The sequence below is a fragment of the Pseudomonas putida genome (assembly GCF_028682635.1).
Lineage (GTDB): Bacteria > Pseudomonadota > Gammaproteobacteria > Pseudomonadales > Pseudomonadaceae > Aquipseudomonas > Aquipseudomonas putida_AE.
Genome location: NZ_JANHLK010000010.1, coordinates 21,579 through 40,851 on the forward strand (window position 1 = coordinate 21,579; position 19,273 = coordinate 40,851).

Below are 19,273 nucleotides of genomic sequence, written 5' to 3' on the forward strand. Positions count from 1 at the left end.
GCGAATCGATCAGCAAGGACATGATTGCGGTTCGCACCAAAACCATCGGATAAAAAAGCCGCCGAAAATGACAGCAAAAGAACGAGCGCGCGAGGTCTTGCCGGCATTGGAGGAAACGGAGAACGCGTTCAGCGATTACGGCAAGCGCCAACAACGACTATAGTCAATGGTGCGTCAGAGCGAATCCAGCCTTTCCGCTGCCAACCTGGCCTCAATCCAATACCGCGAAGGCACGGCGGATCTCCTCGTGCTTCTTGATGCGGATAGTGAACGTCTCGCAACCGAAGACACTCAGGCTCAGGCCTCAAACGAGGTGTATCGAGGCATCGTCGCCATTTATAAATCACTTGGCGGTGGATGGAGTTATCCCCCCGGGCAAGTCGTATCCCGCTGAGCAGACCCCAACCGCCCATCTATAAGGGCTCAAGCCATGCACACTTCAGAATTGGATGATGCGAAAGAAACGAATGGCGACCTGGTTCAGGGGCCGCTGCCGGCCGGCACTGTCGCGCCCGACTTCACTCTGTACGCAACCCCTGATCAGCAGTTGTCGCTACGCGAGCTAAAGGGAAATCCCGTGATACTGGCGTTTTATCCCGCAGACTGGACTTCGGTTTGTGGCGACCAACTGACTTTGTACAACCAGTTGCTACCCACATTCAGAGAATACGGTGCTACGCTACTGGGTATCTCAGTTGACAGCGCCTGGTGTCATCAGGCCTTTGCCAAAGATCGGAGTTTTCACTTCAGCCTGCTGGCCGATTTCGAGCCCAAAGGGGCTGTGGCGCGGCAGTATGGAGCCTACGAGTCCCACCTGGGGGTTTGTAAGCGGGCGCTGTTCGTGATTGACAAGGAGGGGGTGGTCGCCTGGAGCTACGTCTCCCCGATGGCAATCAATCCGGGGGCGGACGGCATTCTGGATGCGCTGGATGCTCTGGCGAATTCATCACAAAGCACGCCAACCTAAATTTAACAGGTGATCCCATGGCCACTCTCAAAGTCCCGGTAAGTGCCAGCGACCATCGCCAGGGAAGTGCGCATGCCAAGGTCACACTGGTGGAATTTGGCGACTATCAATGTCCCTATTGCGCTGAAGCGTATTGGATAGTCAAGAATCTGCAACAGCATTTTCGCGATGATTTGCTGTTCGTGTTCCGTAATTTTCCACTGACCACTGCTCACCCGCATGCGATGGCTGCAGCTGTCACCGCTGAGTTTGCCGGGAGTCGAGGATTCTTCTGGGAGGCGCACGACGAATTGTATGAAAATCAGGATCGATTGGGCCTGCCGCTGTTTCGGGCCATCGCTCTAAAACATGGCCTCTCCGACGAAGAACTCTATCTTGCCATGCAAGACGGTACCTACGTACCCAAAATAAAATCCGATTTTAATGGCGGCGTACGGAGCGGCGTGAATGGCACCCCAGCGTTTTACATTGACGGGCTTCGCTATGACGGGGCTCCAGAGTTCACCGAGATGAGTCAGATGATTGAGCTTTCGTTAGTGAGTTGACGAAATCGCTAGATAGTGAAATCGCTTGGCATCACCCACACCGTAGCCGAGGGCGAACGTGCCCTATTGCGCAGCGCACCAGGTGTGCGTTCGATAATATTTCAATACGGGAGATTGAAGAATCCACGGTGCTGCCAACGATAAGCATCGCTCATAAAGCAGCGGCACGAAAATATCAGCCCAGCGAACCGAGGACATAAAAAATGGCGATGTTAATTTTTGACAGTTCGGAAGATTCCATAGTCGAGGCCCGTGTCCTGGTCGAGGCGCTGAATGAATGGTTGGCGGAACAGCAGCCCAGTTGCCCGCTAAGGTCCGCCCGTGCGAAATGTTGCTATCGGCCCGATGGCACGCTGGATTCTGTATTGACCGTACTAACAGACGTGGTGGTGGACTAGGTCAGGTGTTGCACTCAGTTTTTGCGACCGCCCCCAAGGTTGACGCCTATACCCGTCCACCCGTTCGCTTATCCGTTAGTTTCCTTCTACATTAAAGAGGTGCACACGGAGCCAGCAGCGAATGAAATCTTTGAAGTATTATGAAAAAAATCGACACGCCACATGGTTAGAGTTGTTTTTTGACCTGATTTTTGTTGTAGCAATTGGCAAGGTTACGCATACTCTCGGACATCTTCATCACGGCCACTTTGAACAGGAGCAATTATGGACATTTTTACTGCTTTTTGTTCCATTATGGTGGATCTGGTCCAGCCACACGATTTACTCAAATAGGTTTGATACAGACAGTAACCTTCACCGTTTGGCAACATTATTTTTAATGTTGCTGCTCATTGTGCTGTCTGCACGGATTGGGGAAGAATTGGAAGTAAACTATGCGCTTGTTATTGCCTGCTATTTTGGTATACGTGCCATCATCAGTATTATGTACATTTCGTCCATAAATAAATTCGATCACCGTAGTGAATTCTCCTCCAGGCTTGGCTTCGCCCTGTTAGTTAGCGCAGCTGTTAGTCTTTCATCCATTCTTTTTGACCCACCTATGCGTTACCTTGTCGCTTACATTGGGATTTTTCTTGATATTCTGCTCCCTTTATTTTCTTGGGGTAAGCTAAAGCCATTGCCCGCACATACAGAACACTTGGTTGAACGACTAGGTTTACTCACCCTCATCTTATTGGGCGAGTCGGTAATTAGCCTTTCTGGAGGGTTATCTGACATTCAATGGGATCGTTATAATGTGATGGCGGCAATCACCGGATTTATCATGATTTGCAGTATCTGGTGGATATATTTTGATAGCTTTTACTTGTTGAGCAAAAATGAAAGTAGTATGAGTGGACACTCCTTAATCTACTCGCACCTTTTTCTATTTATGGGGCTAGCACTTCTCGCAAATTTGATCAGGCATGCGATCCTGAATGACATTGCGATGCGCGATTTCCAGATTACGTCAATCATCGGCATGGCCTTATTTTTCTTAGGCAAGCAATATGGCTACTTCATAGCGGTACCTAAAATAAGGAAATACATACTACAAAACACCTTGATCGTGTTTTCTCTAGGTGGTTTGGTTATATTCCTACCCCGCGTCGAGTACATATTGGTCGGCCTGACAGCAACCATGATCTGTTATGTTTTACTAAACTTCAGGTATCGTTGAATCTTTAAAGTTGGGCCATATCACGGGTGGATCAGCTATCCGCGCACATCCATACATCCCTACCAACCAAAGCGGGTGTTCGCCTGGAAAGCACGGGGGCAAACACAGCGCTGCGGGAGGCCCGCGCCAAGCGGCAAAAACCTAATCAAAGAAGGCCAGGGTGCGAACTTCGATACTCTCGCGCGGCGGGGCTCCCGGCGGCGTATTGGGGTCCTTGAAGGCGGTATGGGGCGTGAAGCGGGCACGGCCGTCGTGACGTGAGTCATACCCCTTGATCAGCAAGACTTCGTCACGGCGCATGTCCGGAAAATAGTACCAGCGCTGTTGCGGATTGTAGGCCAGGTGGTAGATCTCACCGATACGATCCGGATAGACCAAATCGGTGGCCAGCAGGTCATTGGGGTCGAGCGTCGAGGCATCCAGCACCGCCAGCGGTGAGCGCTTGACGGGGCCGCTCATCGGGCGCCAGAGGTTAATCTGGGCCACCGAGACCCGTGCGGCGGCCTGATCCTGGCCCAGCACGTCGCGAATACGTTCAGGCCCCGAGCGGTCGGTGTAGTCATTATGCACACGGCTGGCTGGCCCGCGAATATCCCGCCGCTCGGCGTCGCTGCGCCTGGTGTGGTCGAAGATGACGACCCGGCTCGCGCCCGTCAACTCCTTGATCAAGGCCTTGACCTCGTCATAGTAGACGCTTTCCACTGAGGTATCGTCGTAGAGATCGTCGACCACCGTATCCCGCCGATGGAGTTCAAACCCCTGCTTGTCCAGAGAAAGGCTGTCTGCCAACGGACGACCGTTGTGTATCGTGACCTCGCGCTCCTCCTGCTCAGCAAAGTAGTGTGGTTCACTGTTACCGGTCAGAGCCTCGGTATGCACATAGGGCTTCGCATCGTGCTTGACCAGGTAGGTGAGTTTTGTGATGACGCCAGCGGGCATATCAGTTGTGCACTTCAAGTAACACCTCCCGGTCTGCTGAGCGCATTCGGCGTGGTGTCACCGTGGCGGCGCTATAGCTTGCCTGTAAACAGCCTCATCCTCGATCGTATGCTTTCCAAGGGACACTTTCAAATGCACCCGGAGGTGCATGGTCCCCGACCGGTAGAACAGGACATACCTACCCCGACACCGACGTGCAGCTTGACCAAATTCAGAAAGCAAAAAACGAAAGCGCTTCAAAAGGTGGATTGTCGCCCACCAGCACTCAGTTTAAACGGGGTGGGCTGCGACCCACTCTTTGAGATGAGCAACAAAACTGAGAACAGTCGGAGCGATGTTTTCTCTTGAAGGGTATACCGCATAGATTCCCACCGGCGGCTCAATGGCCCAATCGGAAAATGCCTCCACCAGCTTTCCTGAATCAAGATCATCTCGTATATGCCAGTCCATCAGCAGCGCTACTCCATGCCCATCTATTGCCATCTGGCGAACCACTTCCCCCAAACTGGATGAAAAACGGTTGCGTATTTTGCATGTTTTTTTAACGCCTCCTCGGGACATGGTCCAACTGGAATCTTTTCCGACGATGAGGCCGTCCAGCGTGGTTAAGTCTTTTGGAGAGGTAGGCATACCCTGTTTTTCCCAATATTGGGGGGCGGCGCAAATCAGACGTCGGGACGCAGAAATCCTCTGCGCGATCAGGGATGAATCGGCCATTACTCCGTGCCGAATCGCAAGGTCGGTACCATGGTCGGCCAAATCAACCAGTTGATCTGTCGGGTGTAAATCAACGATAACGCCAGGGTAGCGTTTGAGATAACTGCTCACGACGCTCGATAAATAACCTTGGGCAAATGTCGCGGAAGCGGTTATGCGTAGATGACCGGTAATCTCGGTCTTCTGGAAAAATCCTCGCTCCGCTTTTTCGACGCTTTCCAGGATGCTTAGTGCGTGTTGATAAAGCTTCTCACCGTCCGAAGTGGGACTTAGCTTGCGGGTGGTGCGGTTAAAAAGTCTCCGACCAACGCTGTCTTCAAGGGCCAGAAGACGCTTGCTTGCGCCTGCGGCAGTCATCCCCATTCGTTCGGACGCTGCGCGGATGGAACCCTCCTCGAAAACAGCAATAAACAACCGCAATTCATCAATGGAATCCAGCATTTATTACCAACCAAAAGGACCGAAAGATTCAATAATTCTAGCGTATTTATCCCATATTACTGATGATAAATTTGTTGGCCTATTGTTCCTCGGAGTTTAAGCCTTGAAAGCCATTGTGATGAATCAGCATGGTAACTCAGACCTTTTTGTAGAAATTAATACGGAAAACCCCGTTGCCCGCCCAGGTCATGTGATTATCGACGTGCGGGCGACAAGCGTGAATCCAGTGGACAAGAAAATTCGTCGGGGCAGCGAAGGTACGGCCGGTCTGACTTTTCCGGCAATTCTTCACATCGATGTTTCAGGGGTGGTCAGCTCCATTGGTGCTGGTGTGACCCGCTTTAACGTAGGCGATGAAGTCTATGGCTGTTTCGGCGGCATCGTGGGGATTCCCGGTGCGCTGGCAGATCAGATGGAGGCCGATGCTGAGATGCTTGCTCTAAAACCCAAGTCGCTCTCTTTTGGCGAAGCAGCCAGCTTGCCGCTCGTGGCAATTACGGCCTGGGAGGCGCTGATCGACCGAGCCTCGATCAAACCCAATGACAACGTCTTGGTGCATGGTGGCACCGGTGGTGTTGGGCACATAGGCATTCAATTGGCCAAGATCCTGGGGGCCAGGGTTTCGACGACGGTTTCAACGCCAGAAAAAGCGGAAATTGCCCGTCAACTGGGCGCCGATGAGATTATTTTTTATAACAGCGAGACGCCCCAGGAATACAGTCAGCGAATCACCGAAGGAAAAGGATTCGATACGGTCTTCGATACCTTGGGCGGTGAGGTCTTACAAAACTCACTGAAAGCCGCGAAGCTTAAGGGCCATGTTGTCTCGATCATCGGTTACGACAGCTACGATCTGACCGAAATGCACTTTAAGGCATTGAGACTCGACTTTGTATTCATGGCTATTTCGATCATTCATAACGAAGGCCGCAAGCACCATGGCGAGATCCTGCAAAGACTGGCCGCCCTGGTTGATCGCGGCCTGGTTAAACCACTGATTGATGAGCGTCATGACTTCACTGCTGCGGGTGTCAGCGCGGCACATGATCGCCTTGAGTCAGGCCGTGCCATTGGCAAAGTCGTCATTGAGCGACAGGCTTAGTCGTGCTGGGACAGGATCGTTTCCAGCAGGCCCGGAAAACGGTGACTCAAGTCTTCCCTGCGCAACGAATTCATGTGGGTCGTGCCGATGGTCTGGGTTTGAACCAGGCCGGCATCACGCAGCACCCGAAAATGATGGGACATGGTGGACTTCGCGCGGCCACCGTCCAGGTCGCCGCAGCTGGCCTCTCCCAGCTCGGCGAGGCGCCGGACAATCTCCAGGCGTACAGGGTCGCTCAAGGCGTAAAACAGACGCTCAAGAACGAATTCGCTGAGAGGAAGGTGTTTGAAGGGGCGCATGAGCGAATCATACACGGGTTTGCTATAGGTCAATAGTTCGAATATTATCGAACAATAGTAATAGTATCCCTCGGAGAAAAAACCTGATGTCTGCACTGTTCCAACCTTTCACGCTCAAGGATGTCTCCCTTCGCAACCGGATCGCGATTCCCCCCATGTGCATGTACTCGGCCAATGATGGCCTGATCAACGATTGGCACACTGTGCACTATGCCACCCTCGCGCGTGGCGGGGCGGGACTGGTGGTTGTCGAGGCGACCGCCGTGTCACCCGAAGGACGGATCACGCCTGGCTGCGCTGGTATCTGGAATGATGAGCTCGCTCGTGCCTTCGTGCCGGTGGTGCAATCGATCAAGGCTGCCGGCGCAGTGCCAGGTATCCAGATTGCCCACGCGGGGCGCAAGGCCGGTGCGAACCGTCCTTGGGAAGGTGACGATCATATCGGCGAGGATGATTTGCGTGGCTGGCAGACCATCGCCCCGTCGGCTGTTGCCTTTGGCGCTCATCTCGCCAAGCAGCCGAAAGCCATGACGCTGGAGGATATCGCCCGAGTGCGCGAGGATTTTGTCTCCGCCGCTCGCCGTGCACGTGAAGCCGGCTTCGAGTGGTTGGAGCTGCATTTCGCCCATGGCTATCTGGCCCAGTCATTCCTCTCTGAACACTCCAACCTTCGTGACGACGCCTATGGCGGAAATTTCGATAACCGTAGCCGCTTTCTGCTGGAAACACTGGCGGCGGTTCGCGAAGTATGGCCAGAGCACTTGCCGCTGACCGCTCGTCTGGGTGTCATCGAATACGACGGTCGGGATGAACAGACCTTGTCAGAGGCTATCGAACTGACACGTCGTTTCAAGGACGGTGGATTGGACTTACTCAGCGTCAGTATCGGGTTCACCATCCCTGAATCCAACATTCCTTGGGCCCCCGGTTTCATGGGCGAAGTTACCCAGCGTGTACGGCGCGAGGCGGGGATTGCGGTGGCCTCGGCATGGGGCTTCGGCACGCCGAGCGTCGCCGAAGAAGCGGTGAAGAGTGGTCAACTGGACCTGGCGATGATTGGCCGGGCGCACCTGGGCAATCCCAACTGGTCCTATTCAGCCGCCCAGGCGCTGGGTGTAGAGCGTGCTGCCTGGACCCTGCCCGCTCCCTATGCCCATTGGCTTGAACGCTACAGGTGATCCCGCCGGAGCGAGGGCGCTCGCATGGCCTTAGGGCTATCAACTTGGTCGAATGCCCAAGCGGGCAAGATTGTTGTCGCGCTCTCACCCGGATTCAGGTTTTTGGCCGCATGGCCGGCATGGACATCTTCGATACTCCGTGCCAGCCAATGCGCTCCCTCTTTATATCGCACACAGACAGGAGGTTTGATGACCACCCCTCTGACACTGATTGCCACCTTGGTCGCCAAGGCCGGCTTCGAAGCCGAGCTCGAGCAAACGCTGCAGGGCCTGCAAGGCCCAAGCCGAGGCGAAGCGGACTGTATCCAGTACGACTTCCATCGTGATGCCGAGCAGGCTCGCACTTTCCACATGATCGAGCAGTGGCGGGACGAAGCGGCGCTGACTGATCACGAAGCGACACCGCATTTTCAGGCAGCGCTCCCTTTCATCGAACGTGCAGCTGAAAAGCTCACCATCACGAAAATGTATCGCATCTCCTGAGGATCTTCGAATGAAAGCCATTGCACACTTCAAATGCCTGCCTATTGAACATCCCGACGCCTTGGTGGAGATCGATATTCCCGAGCCAGTGCCGGGGCCGCGCGACTTGCTCGTAGAGGTAAAGGCCGTATCGGTCAATCCTGTCGATACCAAGGTGCGGCAGGGCTACGTACCGCACGAGGACGAAAGCCAGCCGCGCATCCTCGGCTGGGACGCTGCCGGCGTGGTCAAGTCGGTCGGCAGCGACGTGACGCTATTCAAGCCCGGTGACAGGGTCTGGTACGCCGGATCGCTGATCCGCCCGGGCAGCAACAGTGAGCTGCAACTGGTGGACGAGCGTATCGTCGGCTCAATGCCCCAGTCGCTGGATTTCAGCAAGGCTGCGGCATTGCCACTGACTTCCTTGACCGCTTGGGAATTACTGTTTGATCGCCTCGGTGTTGCACGCGATACCACCGACCGGGGCGAAACGCTGCTGATCATCGGCGCTGCAGGCGGGGTGGGTTCAATCCTGACTCAGCTGGCGCGTCAGCTAACCGGGTTGACGATCATTGGTACGGCTTCGCGCCCTGAAACCCAGACCTGGGTCACCGAGCTTGGTGCGCATCATGTCATCGACCATACCAAGCCACTCAGCGAGGAGCTCAAGCGCATCGGTATCGCACAAGTCAGCCATGTCGCTAGCCTGACCCAGACCGATCGGCACTACGAGCAAATCATCGAATCACTGAAGCCTCAGGGCAAGCTGGGCCTGATCGATGACCCGGCCACGCTGGACGCCGTACCGCTCAAGCGCAAGAGCCTGTCGTTGCACTGGGAGCTGATGTACACCCGCTCGCTTTACGAGACAGAGGACATACAGGAGCAGCACAACATCCTCAACGAAGTTTCGCGGCGCATTGACGCGGGTGACTTGCGCACCACCGTTGGCGACAACTACGGGCGCATCAGCGCAGAAAATCTTCGTCGTGCCCATGCTCTGCTGGAAAGCGGCAAGGCGAAGGGCAAGGTCGTGCTGGAAGGCTTCTAAGAGGGTGTAGACAAACCCGCCGCCCCATTCGTTTTAATGCGATTTGACCACGCCACACTACAAGGCTGGTCGCGGATGGGCTGGCTGGGGCAACGTCTTGGGCTGCGGGCCAAAATTCTGCTGTTATTGGCGGAGGGATTAACGCCCAAAGAGGTCTGCCATCAGTTCCAGGTCTCAGCGCCCGCAGCGCTTGCCAAGCTCTTCAAGTGGAACAAGACGACTGAATCCATCATTAGCTCTGAAAACAAAAACAAAGCTGGGAATTAACCGCTCATGACAATAGTTAGAGAAGCGGAAGGCTATAGCTCACAAAAACACGATTCTGATCTACGCTACGAGCCGCTTCGCTGTTGGACTTGCCGTTACGCCAGCCGAACCCGACGCCTTTGAGCGCTCCGGACTGAACGACGTAGTCCAGGCTAATGTCTCTTTCCCATTCCTTCTGGCTGTCGCCTGTCGTAGTTTTAATATTATCGCCAGAAAGGTACATGACCGAGCCTTTCAGGCCAGGGACACCCAGAGCGGCGAAGTCGTAAGCATACTGACCGAAAGCTGTGCGCTCGCCTGCGCGGGTGAAAGTCTGGATAAAACGGTCTGTATACAGATACAGGCTTGCTCCACCGGCGCCCTTGTCAGAAAGGCTACCCTGACTGAGTTGAGTGAAGTTGCTGCCATCCGACACACTTTGGTACCCCGCAGTAATCGCGTGGCCACCCAGTGTATAAATCAACGCGGCACTCCAGGTGCGGTTATCGATCTCTCCACTACCGTCTTTGGTGTAGCCACTCATTCTGTAGCCAGACGTACCGGAGCTATTTGCACCTGACGAGTCAGTTTTGAAATAGCGCAGGTCGGTTTTAAGGGACTGATTGTCCGAGAGAGCAAGGGTGTGAATTAATCCCAAAAAATGCTGCGTATAGTAGTTATCGAGGCTGGCGTAGTAGTACTGAGCTGTCACATCCTTGTTGACTTTCCAATCGGCCCCGGCGAAGTCAAACTGATTGCTTTCACGCGTACCACCAGCAACGGCCAGCCCCGTCTGATCGCTCGAACCACGTCCTGTTGCCTGGTTGATCCGACCTCCAGTCAAGGTCAGCCCCTTGAACTCGTTCGAGGTTATTTGACCGCCCTCGAAGGTTTGTGGAAGCACGCGCCCATCGTTGGCGACCAGTATTGGAAGTTTCGGAATCAAGGTGCCGTAGCGAAATTCCGTTTCCGACATTTTGACTTTTCCGGTCAGCCCTAGCCGGCTCCACTCGTCGACGGCACGGTTGTCACCGTCAGAAGGCATCATGCTGCTGCCGACATGCCGTCCTTGGCCGCTGTCCAGGGTAACCCCCAGCAACCCCAGGCCATCGACGCCAAAGCCAACCATGCCACCGGTATAGCCCGATTTGAAGTCCAGCATGAAACCCTGCGCCCATTCTTCGGTTTTGGAAGGGGCGGCCATGCCATCGCGGTTGTCGTTATTGAAGTAGAAGTTTCTCATTCCCAAGGTGGCTTTGCTGTCACTCAGGAAGTCAGCATGCGCCTGAGCACTCAGCGTCATGCAAAAAAACACCGAACTTGCAGTTATTGTTTTTCTACTCACTTGTACTGCGCTCCATTTGTTATTTTCAGGTAATAGAAGCAACGCAAATCTTCCAGGCCAACGGAAATAAGCATACGGGCCACGTGTCGGCCTTGACGTCATGCCTCGAACCGGGCGTGCCGCCAGCGCTTGAAGACGTGTTGTTATGCCGCGCGATTGCGTTAGAGCCGAGTGTGTGACAAAGGCACAGGGAGTGCCTTGCCTGGGCAGATGGAGTTCTGCGTTGGGGTATGACAATTAACCTTATCGTCTGAATGTCAGGACTGGGGCCGGACCCCATTGTCAGTCGTCTCCAATTCCAAATGCCCGGTGCCAGGGCCGTATCGAGTACCCAAAAGCTCAGCGCAATGACCTGACCCGTCCTGTGTCACGGGTACCGAGACGGAGAACGACATGGCGGTTCCGCGCAAAGCCGCCTACGCTTGTTGGATGGTCCCCATGCTTTTGCTCAGGCGATGTATCGGGCTGGAGCGATCTGATTTATTTTGACCGTCCGCTCATCGCCAATCCGGACCCGCCCGCGCGCATGCCAGCAACTGGCCCTTCACACCGGTCGACCCGACCAACATGTACAGCGCAACGGGCGAAGACTGCACCCTAACCCCACCTGTCGTTCCCAAGCGACCGATGCCGTAGCACCTCTGGAAACAGGGGCGCTGTTCAAGTTTCTTCCATTGAGGAAAATGAGTATGTATCGGCCGAGCACGATTCCTTATCAGCAGCACCGAGGGTTCAGCCGAACCTTCACTCAGGGCCATTTGAGCCTTGGATTATTCTTTCCTTTGGAGGCCTTCGAGGGCGACACTCCGAGCATGCTCAACCAGGTCGAACTGGCCAAACGAGCAGAGGCGCTGGGCTTCTGCGCGCTGTGGTTTCGCGACGTGCCTCTTCGGGACCCCGGCTTCGGCGATGTTGGCCAACTGTTCGACCCTTGGGTCTACCTGGGTTACATGGCCGCTCATACGTCGGAGATAGCGCTTGGCACAGCATCCATTGCCATCCCGGTTCACCATCCTCTACACACGGCCAAGGCATCAGCCAGCGTTGATCAGTTGAGCGCAGGTCGCTTGATACTGGGGGTCGCTTCCGGCGATCGCCCTGTGGAGTTTTCGGCTTTTGGCGTCGATCCCGAAAGGCGCGGAGAAATCTTTCGCGAGCACTACGAGGTGATTCGCCGAGCCCACAGCACCAGCTTTGAGCCCATTCGCTGGAGCGGTGGTGAGATGCGGGGCGCAGATCTCATTCCGAAACCCACAACCCAAGTCATTCCAATGTTCGTGACCGGCAATAGCCGCCAGTCACTGGACTGGATCGCGCGCGAAAGCGTCGGATGGATCAACTATCCACGCATTCCGAACATGCAGCGAATGATCGTGGAAGATTGGCGGCAGGAGGTCATAAAGCAATGTGGCTCCGTCTATAAGCCCTTCACTCAGTCGCTCTACATCGACCTTGATGAGAACCCGTCTACGCCGCCCACTCGCATTCATTTGGGGTTCAAACTTGGACGCTACCATCTCCGGTTTTTGCTCGAGTCGCTTGAGGAAATCGGAGTGGACCACGTTATCCTGAATCTCAAATACGGAAAGCGCCCTGCTGCGCAAGTTATTGAGGAACTGGGTACTCACATCGTTCCGCAATTCGGAGTACAGCCGCGCCCCGGAGCGAATTGATACGCCGGCCGCTTCCATGCCGGCCGAGGTGGTGCGGTTCAACAGGTTGAATCATCAGGCCGATACCTGTTCAAGGAATATCGGTTGCAACGGCTCTTCGAGCAGGTCATTTGCTTTAATGGACCACCTTGCAATCCATCTGATTCGGTTCTTTTTCGATCATCTGAGCCTTTTTAGTTAACCAACAGTCTATAAAGTGCAGGCCCGATATTCTTTAAAACAACAAAAAGCAGCCGACTAATTTTGGCGCTTGGGCACACTGACGCGCTCAAGAATTTAGTCCATCCCAGGATCAACAATAGAACCCCGTTTTATCCGTGACAAATAGGACAAATTACTATTCACCTGATTTGGAGATGGTGCCGTGCGAAAGCTTGGCTTGGGCTTCCTGGTAACTGGCGTTTTTGGGCAACTATCAGCACTACTATGGACCTACACGTCCACAGGACCAATTTGTCAAAATAACGTCGACAATTCATACATTCAGCAAAAAGTGACAAAGCTCGAACAATTACTCGATGACGCCGCTAATAAAATTGCGACAGAGCTCAATACAAAACATTCCGTTGAGCTCGCACCCATTGCGAAAAACGGATTCCATATAACCGATTCAACGGAGGCTGACGCCGTACAGTTTTTACTCGAAAAGCCAGACGAATCACCCGTACTTACGCTGCCTTCATTGCCCACACCCTCACACAACTGGACGATTATTCTCAGCGGTATGATTACTTTTACCGGCCTGCTCCTGGCACTCTTCGCCCGCAAAAAAACCATTGTTCCGCAATGGCATGTCTTTCGCACCATGCCAAGGTCGCTAATCACGCTGGAACGCCCGTGTTTGACGTGTGGAGGCTTCATTTCCCACGCTGTAAAACCTGCTTCAGCCACGTCTTCATCCGGCCTGTGGGTGATTGAAATTGCGTTGAACACACCCAGCCGACATCGCGCCAAAAAAGCCATTCAACAGCTGGAGTTACCGGTAGCGCGTAAAGAAAACAACTTTGTAGTCATCGGCCCGTACAAACAGAAACAGGACGCGGCCCGAGTCGTGAAAGAGTTGACTGAAAGTCATGGTGTTAGAGGATGGATGATGGCGGGAAATTGACACGACCCTATTTAGCGCTGCCTGACCTCGAACAAATAGATACTTATTTTATGACGCAAGATAGTATCGCGAGGTAGAGCCTATCTCGCCCTGAAGAATTGCCTGGCCGCCAATTTACAAAATCATTTTTAACTCAGCGAGCTGAACTACAAGCTCGCTGAAAGATGCGGATACTCAGAAGAAACTTGAGTTGATGCGTGAAGAACGCATGAATGAGATTTATGACTTCCCGAGTATTTGGCAGACCCAACGCTTGTAACTATTCAAGCCGCTAACTTTCAATATTAAAGTCAAACTTCATCATAGGGGAGTATTGCCTAAAATACCCCCCGCCCTCCTCCCGGTTCAAACCGTCGCATAACAATCCACTACACGCCGATACTGGCTGGGAGAAGCTCCAATATGCTGACGGAAGAACCGTGTGAAATGACCTTGCTCGGAGAATCCGAGATTCTCCGACAACAGGCCCAACGTTCCACTGCGCTCACGCTCAAGCCAGGCAAAAGCCCGACGCATGCGCGCGTCGTTAAGCAACAGGGTCGGCGTCATGCCGGTATCTTTCTTGAACAGCGCAAAGAAGTGCGCCCTAGACAGCCCACAAGCCCGCGCGGCGTTGTCGATCGGGTTCGGATCATCGAGGTGCTCAAGCAACCAGGCGGTGCCACGGCGCACGCGCGCGTCCCGGAACTCACCTGAGTTTGGCGCCCCTAGTTGCGACAAATGCCGCCAGCTGGAAAAGTCCTCGATCAGTTCGATCAGGAAGTCGAACAGCATGAATTCCAGGCGCTCTTTCGGCACGATCCCGCAGCCATGCGCTTCAGCGACCAGGATGTCGGCCAAGGTGCGATTACGGCTCGACAGCTCGATGCACGACTGGGCAAAAAAGTCCGGCCGACCGCTGAGCGCCAGCGACTGCTGGGCAGTGGCCAACCAGGCGGGCTCGATGTAGAGCGCCAGGATGACAGTGGCAGCGGCACCCGGCTGCGGATCGTAGAAATGCGGCTCCCAGGCATTGACCAGCACCGCCGTGCGATCGCTGAGCGGAACCCGCCGACCGTGGACGTTGAAGTAAGTGTCCTCGCCGGACACTTTGACCAGCACATGGCATTCGGAATGGGTGTGGGTGACCAGCGAACGATCCATATTCAGCAAGGCGACCCGGCCAAACCTGCCGTGGAAAACCCGTTGGGCAATCGACATCAGATTCCTCCGCTCGCTTGAAGCGATATTGTTATCGGCCTCAATGCATATCATCGGGGCGCTTATCTATTTCACAAGCCCGTCGATCGGTCCATGGTTCAGCAACACTTGGCTGGCCACTATCGCGCGCGAATGACCGAGCGTCTACCTCGACTTTCGCAGCCCCCACGTTCGTCGGAAAAACCGCCTTACAAGGCATGGCGTTCTTTGCCGTGATAAACGCGCAGGATATCGGCCACCACCGCCAGAGCGATTTCCGCCGGGGCCTTGCTGCCCAGATCGAGGCCGATGGGCATGTGTAAACGGGCGATCTGTTCATCCGTCAGACCACCGATGCGTTTGAGCCGCTCGGCGCGCTTGGCCGACGTTGCCTGAGATCCCATGGCGCCGATGTAAAACGCCGGAGTGTGCACCGCTTCCATCAGCGCCAGGTCATCGATTCGCGGATCGTGAGTCAGCGCCACCACCGCGGTCGCCGCGTGGCAACCTCCGGCGGCAATGAACATCGAGGGCAGCACGCGTTGCATCTCCACACCTTCGAGTTGTACTTGCAGCATCTCTTCCCGGGGATCGCAGGCGATGACTTCGCAGCCGATGGCGCGGGCAAAACTGGCGCAGAATTCGGCGACCGGCGAGAGCCCCGCCAGAATCAGTCGTAACGCCGGGCCGACGCTGATGCGCACGCTTTCGTCGACGACTTGCACCCGCTCGCTGCCGTGTCCGGTGTCCGGGTCCAGGCGCAAGGCACCACTGCTCAGTTCGACGTGACGCAGCAGACGACGCTGACCCAGCAACGCTGCTTGCAGACTCTCCAGGTGGGCGATCCATTCGAGACTGGCAGCGCGGTGCTCGACCAGCACGATCAGCACGCCGCCACAGGGCAATCGCAGGCGGTGGCGTTGCTCGACGCTGTCGCCATAACTGACGATCTGCGCCGGTTCGCGTAACTCACCGCGCGTCAGGCTTTCGAGAAACTCCTCTTCGACGCAGCCACCCGACAGCGAGCCGACGTGTTCGCCTGTGCCATTGGTCACCAGCATCGCACCCGGTGCACGCGGTGCCGAGCCATAGGTGGAGAGCACCGTACATAGCCACTGGGCCTGCCCGGCGCGAGCCCATTGCAGTGCCTGGTCGATCACCTGAACATCGAGATGACGCATATTTTCTGTACCTCAAGCAAAGCGTGGTGCTGCCTGCAGGGTTGCGTTTACGGTAACCTGCGAGCAATCCTGTTCAATCGTTGATTCAACATGTCGCCACAACAGTTTTTGCAACTCGGGGCGCTGCGCCTGGAACATCGCCAACTGCCTCCGGCTGACCCATCGCGACCGACACTGGTGCTGTTGCACGAAGGCCTCGGCAGCGCCGACCAATGGAAAGACTTCCCCCTGCGCCTGGCCCAGGCCAGCGGTTACGGTGTGGTCACTTACAGCCGTCAGGGTTATGGGCAATCGAGCCCGGTAACCCTGCCGCGTCCGCTGAACTACCTGAGCAGCGACGGCCCTCGGGAACTGCGGCAATTGCTCGATGCCTTGCAACTGCCGCAAGTGGTCTTGCTCGGTCACAGTGACGGCGCATCCATCGTCCTTGCCTATGCCGCCACCAACGATCCACGCGTGTTGGGCAGCATCGCACTGGCCCCTCACGTGATTGTCGAGGCCGAGAGCCTCGATGCCATTCGCCACACCACCGAGGCTTGGCATCTGGGCGAATTGCGCGAGCGCCTGGCACGCCACCATGGGACAAATGTCGATGGCGCTTTTCACGGTTGGAGCGACAGTTGGTTGCACCCGGACTTTTCCTTGGATGATCTCGAAGCGCAGTTGGCTTATATCGAAAAGCCGTTGCTGGTCATTCAGGGTCGCGAAGACCACTACGCCACGCCCGAGCAACTGGTGGTCATCCAGCGACAGGTGCCTGGGCCGTGCCGCTGTGTGTTGCTGGACAACTGCGGACACTTTCCCCAGACCGAAGCGACCGAGCGCACCTTGCAGCTGATCTGCGAATTCCTGGAGCGCCTCCCCGCCTTTATTTGAAATTGCCTTGGGTTTCCGGAATCACCACGCTGCCGATCAGGTAGATCACCGACAGACCGGCGGCGAAAATCGCCAGCACCATGGGGATCTGCGCCGGGCTGCTGCTGACCAGGGACACAAAGGTCGGCATGGTGCCGCCGAGGGCGAAACCGATGTTCCAGGACAACCCGGTGCCGCTGGCTCGCAGCTCGGTGGCAAAGCGTTCGTTGAGGAAGATCAGGATCGGCGCGATGATCGCCCCGCCCATGAAGCCTATGCCCACGCAATACAGCGCAGTGCGGGTCAGCGAGCCCGGTTCGGCGACACCAAGGAACATTATCGGCAGGCTCACCAGGTTGATCACACCCAGTAGCATGAAGGTCTTCTTGCGGCCGATCAGGTCGCTCAGATAACCGAACGCCAGTGCCCCGACAATGGTTGCCGCCGACCCATACATGAGCATCTGCGAAGTCTGCGTATGGGGCACTTTGGCGACCACGTTGAGCAAGGTCGGCAGATAACCGCAGGCCAGGTAATACGTGGCACCGCCTCCAAACGTAATCAGCAGGTTGACCAGCATCACGCCGCGGTACTCGCGACCGAACAGACGCTTGAGTGGCGACACGACCACGATTGCCGGCCCCTTGGTTTTGCGGGCTTGTTGCAGTTGCTGCCAGACCGGGGTTTCTTCCAGGTAACGGAACATCACCAGACCGAAAAACGTGCTGAGCAAACCGCAGAAGAACATGAAGCGCCAGCCCCAGACGTCAAACTCCTCCCCGGGAAAGATCTCCGACAACACCAGATAAGTGAATGACGCCAACAGCGCGCCCATGCCGGCACCGGCGCCACCGATCAACCCGGACATCAAGCCGCGATAGCGCGGTGAGATGGATTCGGTGCCGATGGTGTGAGTGGAGGCGACGATGCCGCCAACGAAAATGCCCTGAATTACCCGCAAGACCAAAAACAGTATCGGGGCCAACACCCCGACCTGGTGAATGGTCGGCAAGGCGCCAAACAGTGCCGTGGAAATACCGACGCCGACCATCGACACCATCAACGCACGCTTGCGGCCGTGTTTGTCGGCGTACGCGCCGAAGATCGCCGAGCCCAGCGGACGCACCAACAAGGCCACGGCGAACGAGGCATATACCGCGGCCAGCGACAGGGTCGGGGTGTCCGAGGGGAAGAACAGGCGGCCGATGATGGGCGCCACGTAGAGCAGAATGAACAGGTCGAACAAATCCAGAGCCCAGCCGAATGTCGAGGCAAATGCCGCGAGCAAGGCCTTGCCCGGTGGAATCTGCGGTGTATCGGTAGCGGCGCTGGCGGGTGATGCAGTTATTGTTGTTGTCGTAGTCATGGTTGCCTCACACAAACGGTCAATCGAAACGTTCTGCATCCCGGTGCGCGGGTTGCGGGTAATCAGCAGGTCAGCGGTGATGCCTTGATGTGCCCTTTCAGTTGCATTGAAGGGGCGGCAGGCCCTGCTCCGTAAGGCGTACGCTGTTACCAACATACTCCCGGGCCCGCTCGCCAGTACGATTTACTCGCCGATAAATACGGCCGCACGCTTGCTGTGAAACGCTTCAACGCCTTCCTTGAAGTCCTTGGAACTACGCAGACGGCTGTAGCAGTGACCTTCCATTTCGATCGCGACGGTCAGCGGCGCATCTTCGTTGTCATTGATCAGTTTTTTCGCCGTGCGCTGAGCCAGCGGCGAGAAGCGACGCAGTTCATCGACCAATGCATCGACGGTGCTTTCCAGTTCGGTATCCGGCACGACCTCGGTCGCGATACCCCAGGCATAGGCCTGGTCGCCGGTGATGCGTTTGGCGCGCATCACCATGTGCTTGGTGCGGGTGATGCCGATGATTTTCTGCAGGCGTGCGGAGCCACCCGAGCCCGGGATCTGGCCCAGGTTCTGCTCAGGCAAGGCGTAGCGAGTGGTTTGCGAAGCAATTCGGAAATCACAGGCCAGCGACAGTTCAAAACCGACGCCGAAGGTGTAGCCACGGTTGGCAACGATCACCGGTTTTTCGCAACGTGCCGGTGCCGCGACGTTCCAGGCCAGCTTGGAAACGTGCTCTGGCGACGCTTCGAGGAAGCCCTTGATGTCGCCACCGCTGGAGAAGTGTTCACCCACCGAGCGCAGCACGATGACGCGCACGCCTTTGTGTGCATCGAGGGCTTCGAAGACCTGGCGCAGTTCATCACGCTGACCCATGGAAATGACGTTCAACGGTGCGCGGTTGAGGATGATGTCGGCGCGCTCGCGGGACACATCGACTTCAACCTGGAAGCCATCGAACTGAGTGTCGAGAAATTGCTGGATCGCTTGTTGTTGCATGAGAGTGTCCTC

The 19,273-nt window shown here is 55.8% G+C and carries 18 protein-coding genes and 1 pseudogene; 11 read left to right on the forward strand and 8 right to left on the reverse strand.

From position 1 onward, the window contains the following. Nucleotides 1-88 precede the first annotated feature (88 nt). The 4 genes and pseudogenes from NPS56_RS14370 to NPS56_RS14385 form a co-directional block, all read left to right on the forward strand. Nucleotides 89-394: pseudogene (locus NPS56_RS14370) on the forward strand (TolC family protein); the annotation flags it as partial. A gap of 36 nt (nt 395-430) precedes the next feature. Then, complete coding sequence (locus NPS56_RS14375) at nt 431-967, forward strand: redoxin domain-containing protein (protein WP_064677812.1); 537 nt, start codon at nt 431-433, stop codon at nt 965-967. Between the two features lie 17 nt (nt 968-984). After that, complete coding sequence (locus NPS56_RS14380; protein ID WP_010459441.1) at nt 985-1,512, forward strand: DsbA family protein; 528 nt, start codon at nt 985-987, stop codon at nt 1,510-1,512. A 519-nt stretch (nt 1,513-2,031) separates the two neighbouring features. Continuing rightward, a complete protein-coding gene (locus tag NPS56_RS14385; RefSeq protein ID WP_274075198.1) occupies nt 2,032-3,132 on the forward strand; it encodes a low temperature requirement protein A in 1,101 nt (366 codons plus the stop codon). A 141-nt stretch (nt 3,133-3,273) separates the two neighbouring features. Here the strand turns inward: NPS56_RS14385 and NPS56_RS14390 are convergent, their stop codons facing one another. After that, nucleotides 3,274-4,089, reverse strand: a complete 816-nt coding sequence (locus NPS56_RS14390; RefSeq protein ID WP_228732721.1) for a CmcJ/NvfI family oxidoreductase — start codon at nt 4,087-4,089, stop codon at nt 3,274-3,276. 252 nt (nt 4,090-4,341) lie between these two features. Then, on the reverse strand, nt 4,342-5,229 hold the full coding sequence (locus NPS56_RS14395; protein WP_274075199.1) for a LysR family transcriptional regulator: 888 nt from the start codon (nt 5,227-5,229) through the stop codon (nt 4,342-4,344). 103 nt (nt 5,230-5,332) lie between these two features. On the opposite strand from NPS56_RS14395, the gene NPS56_RS14400 reads away from it, so the two are divergent. After that, nucleotides 5,333-6,331 (forward strand): zinc-dependent alcohol dehydrogenase family protein, encoded by a 999-nt coding sequence (locus tag NPS56_RS14400; protein WP_274075200.1) that lies wholly within the window; start codon nt 5,333-5,335, stop codon nt 6,329-6,331. Here NPS56_RS14400 and NPS56_RS14405 read toward each other — a convergent pair. After that, on the reverse strand, nt 6,328-6,630 hold the full coding sequence (locus NPS56_RS14405; protein WP_177010346.1) for an ArsR/SmtB family transcription factor: 303 nt from the start codon (nt 6,628-6,630) through the stop codon (nt 6,328-6,330). The genes NPS56_RS14400 and NPS56_RS14405 overlap by 4 nt on opposite strands. 86 nt (nt 6,631-6,716) lie before the next feature. Between NPS56_RS14405 and NPS56_RS14410 the strand changes: the two genes are divergently transcribed. The 3 genes from NPS56_RS14410 to NPS56_RS14420 all read left to right on the forward strand — a co-directional run bounded on the left by NPS56_RS14410 (nt 6,717) and on the right by NPS56_RS14420 (nt 9,321). After that, entirely contained in the window at nt 6,717-7,808 is a 1,092-nt protein-coding gene (locus NPS56_RS14410) for an NADH:flavin oxidoreductase/NADH oxidase (protein WP_064677805.1), read from the forward strand. A 189-nt stretch (nt 7,809-7,997) separates the two neighbouring features. Beyond that, on the forward strand, nt 7,998-8,291 hold the full coding sequence (locus tag NPS56_RS14415; protein ID WP_064677804.1) for a putative quinol monooxygenase: 294 nt from the start codon (nt 7,998-8,000) through the stop codon (nt 8,289-8,291). A gap of 10 nt (nt 8,292-8,301) precedes the next feature. Beyond that, nucleotides 8,302-9,321, forward strand: a complete 1,020-nt coding sequence (locus NPS56_RS14420) for a zinc-binding alcohol dehydrogenase family protein (protein ID WP_274075201.1) — start codon at nt 8,302-8,304, stop codon at nt 9,319-9,321. A 283-nt stretch (nt 9,322-9,604) separates the two neighbouring features. On the opposite strand, the gene NPS56_RS14425 is transcribed toward NPS56_RS14420, so the two are convergent. Then, nucleotides 9,605-10,912 carry an OprD family porin gene (locus tag NPS56_RS14425; protein WP_274075352.1) on the reverse strand — a complete coding sequence of 436 codons (1,308 nt, stop codon included), beginning with the start codon at nt 10,910-10,912 and terminating at the stop codon, nt 9,605-9,607. Nucleotides 10,913-11,601: 689 nt separating this feature from the next. Between NPS56_RS14425 and NPS56_RS14430 the strand changes: the two genes are divergently transcribed. Together NPS56_RS14430 and NPS56_RS14435 are read left to right on the forward strand one after the other, a co-directional pair. Next, a complete protein-coding gene (locus NPS56_RS14430; protein ID WP_274075202.1) occupies nt 11,602-12,585 on the forward strand; it encodes an LLM class oxidoreductase in 984 nt (327 codons plus the stop codon). Between the two features lie 364 nt (nt 12,586-12,949). Next, a complete protein-coding gene (locus NPS56_RS14435) occupies nt 12,950-13,693 on the forward strand; it encodes an SPOR domain-containing protein (RefSeq protein ID WP_274075203.1) in 744 nt (247 codons plus the stop codon). A 345-nt stretch (nt 13,694-14,038) separates the two neighbouring features. Here NPS56_RS14435 and NPS56_RS14440 read toward each other — a convergent pair whose 3' ends face one another. Together NPS56_RS14440 and NPS56_RS14445 are read right to left on the reverse strand one after the other, a co-directional pair. Then, nucleotides 14,039-14,893, reverse strand: a complete 855-nt coding sequence (locus NPS56_RS14440; RefSeq protein WP_274075204.1) for a helix-turn-helix transcriptional regulator — start codon at nt 14,891-14,893, stop codon at nt 14,039-14,041. A gap of 188 nt (nt 14,894-15,081) precedes the next feature. Next, nucleotides 15,082-16,053, reverse strand: a complete 972-nt coding sequence (locus tag NPS56_RS14445; RefSeq protein ID WP_274075205.1) for an XdhC family protein — start codon at nt 16,051-16,053, stop codon at nt 15,082-15,084. A 90-nt stretch (nt 16,054-16,143) separates the two neighbouring features. Here NPS56_RS14445 and NPS56_RS14450 point away from each other — a divergent pair, with 90 nt between their 5' ends. Beyond that, complete coding sequence (locus NPS56_RS14450; protein WP_274075206.1) at nt 16,144-16,929, forward strand: alpha/beta fold hydrolase; 786 nt, start codon at nt 16,144-16,146, stop codon at nt 16,927-16,929. On the opposite strand, the gene NPS56_RS14455 is transcribed toward NPS56_RS14450, so the two are convergent. After that, complete coding sequence (locus tag NPS56_RS14455) at nt 16,922-18,274, reverse strand: MFS transporter (RefSeq protein ID WP_274075207.1); 1,353 nt, start codon at nt 18,272-18,274, stop codon at nt 16,922-16,924. The genes NPS56_RS14450 and NPS56_RS14455 overlap by 8 nt on opposite strands. 183 nt (nt 18,275-18,457) lie before the next feature. Beyond that, nucleotides 18,458-19,261, reverse strand: coding sequence for an enoyl-CoA hydratase/isomerase family protein (locus NPS56_RS14460; RefSeq protein WP_064596713.1), 804 nt, complete (start codon nt 19,259-19,261; stop codon nt 18,458-18,460). Nucleotides 19,262-19,273: the final 12 nt, after the last annotated feature.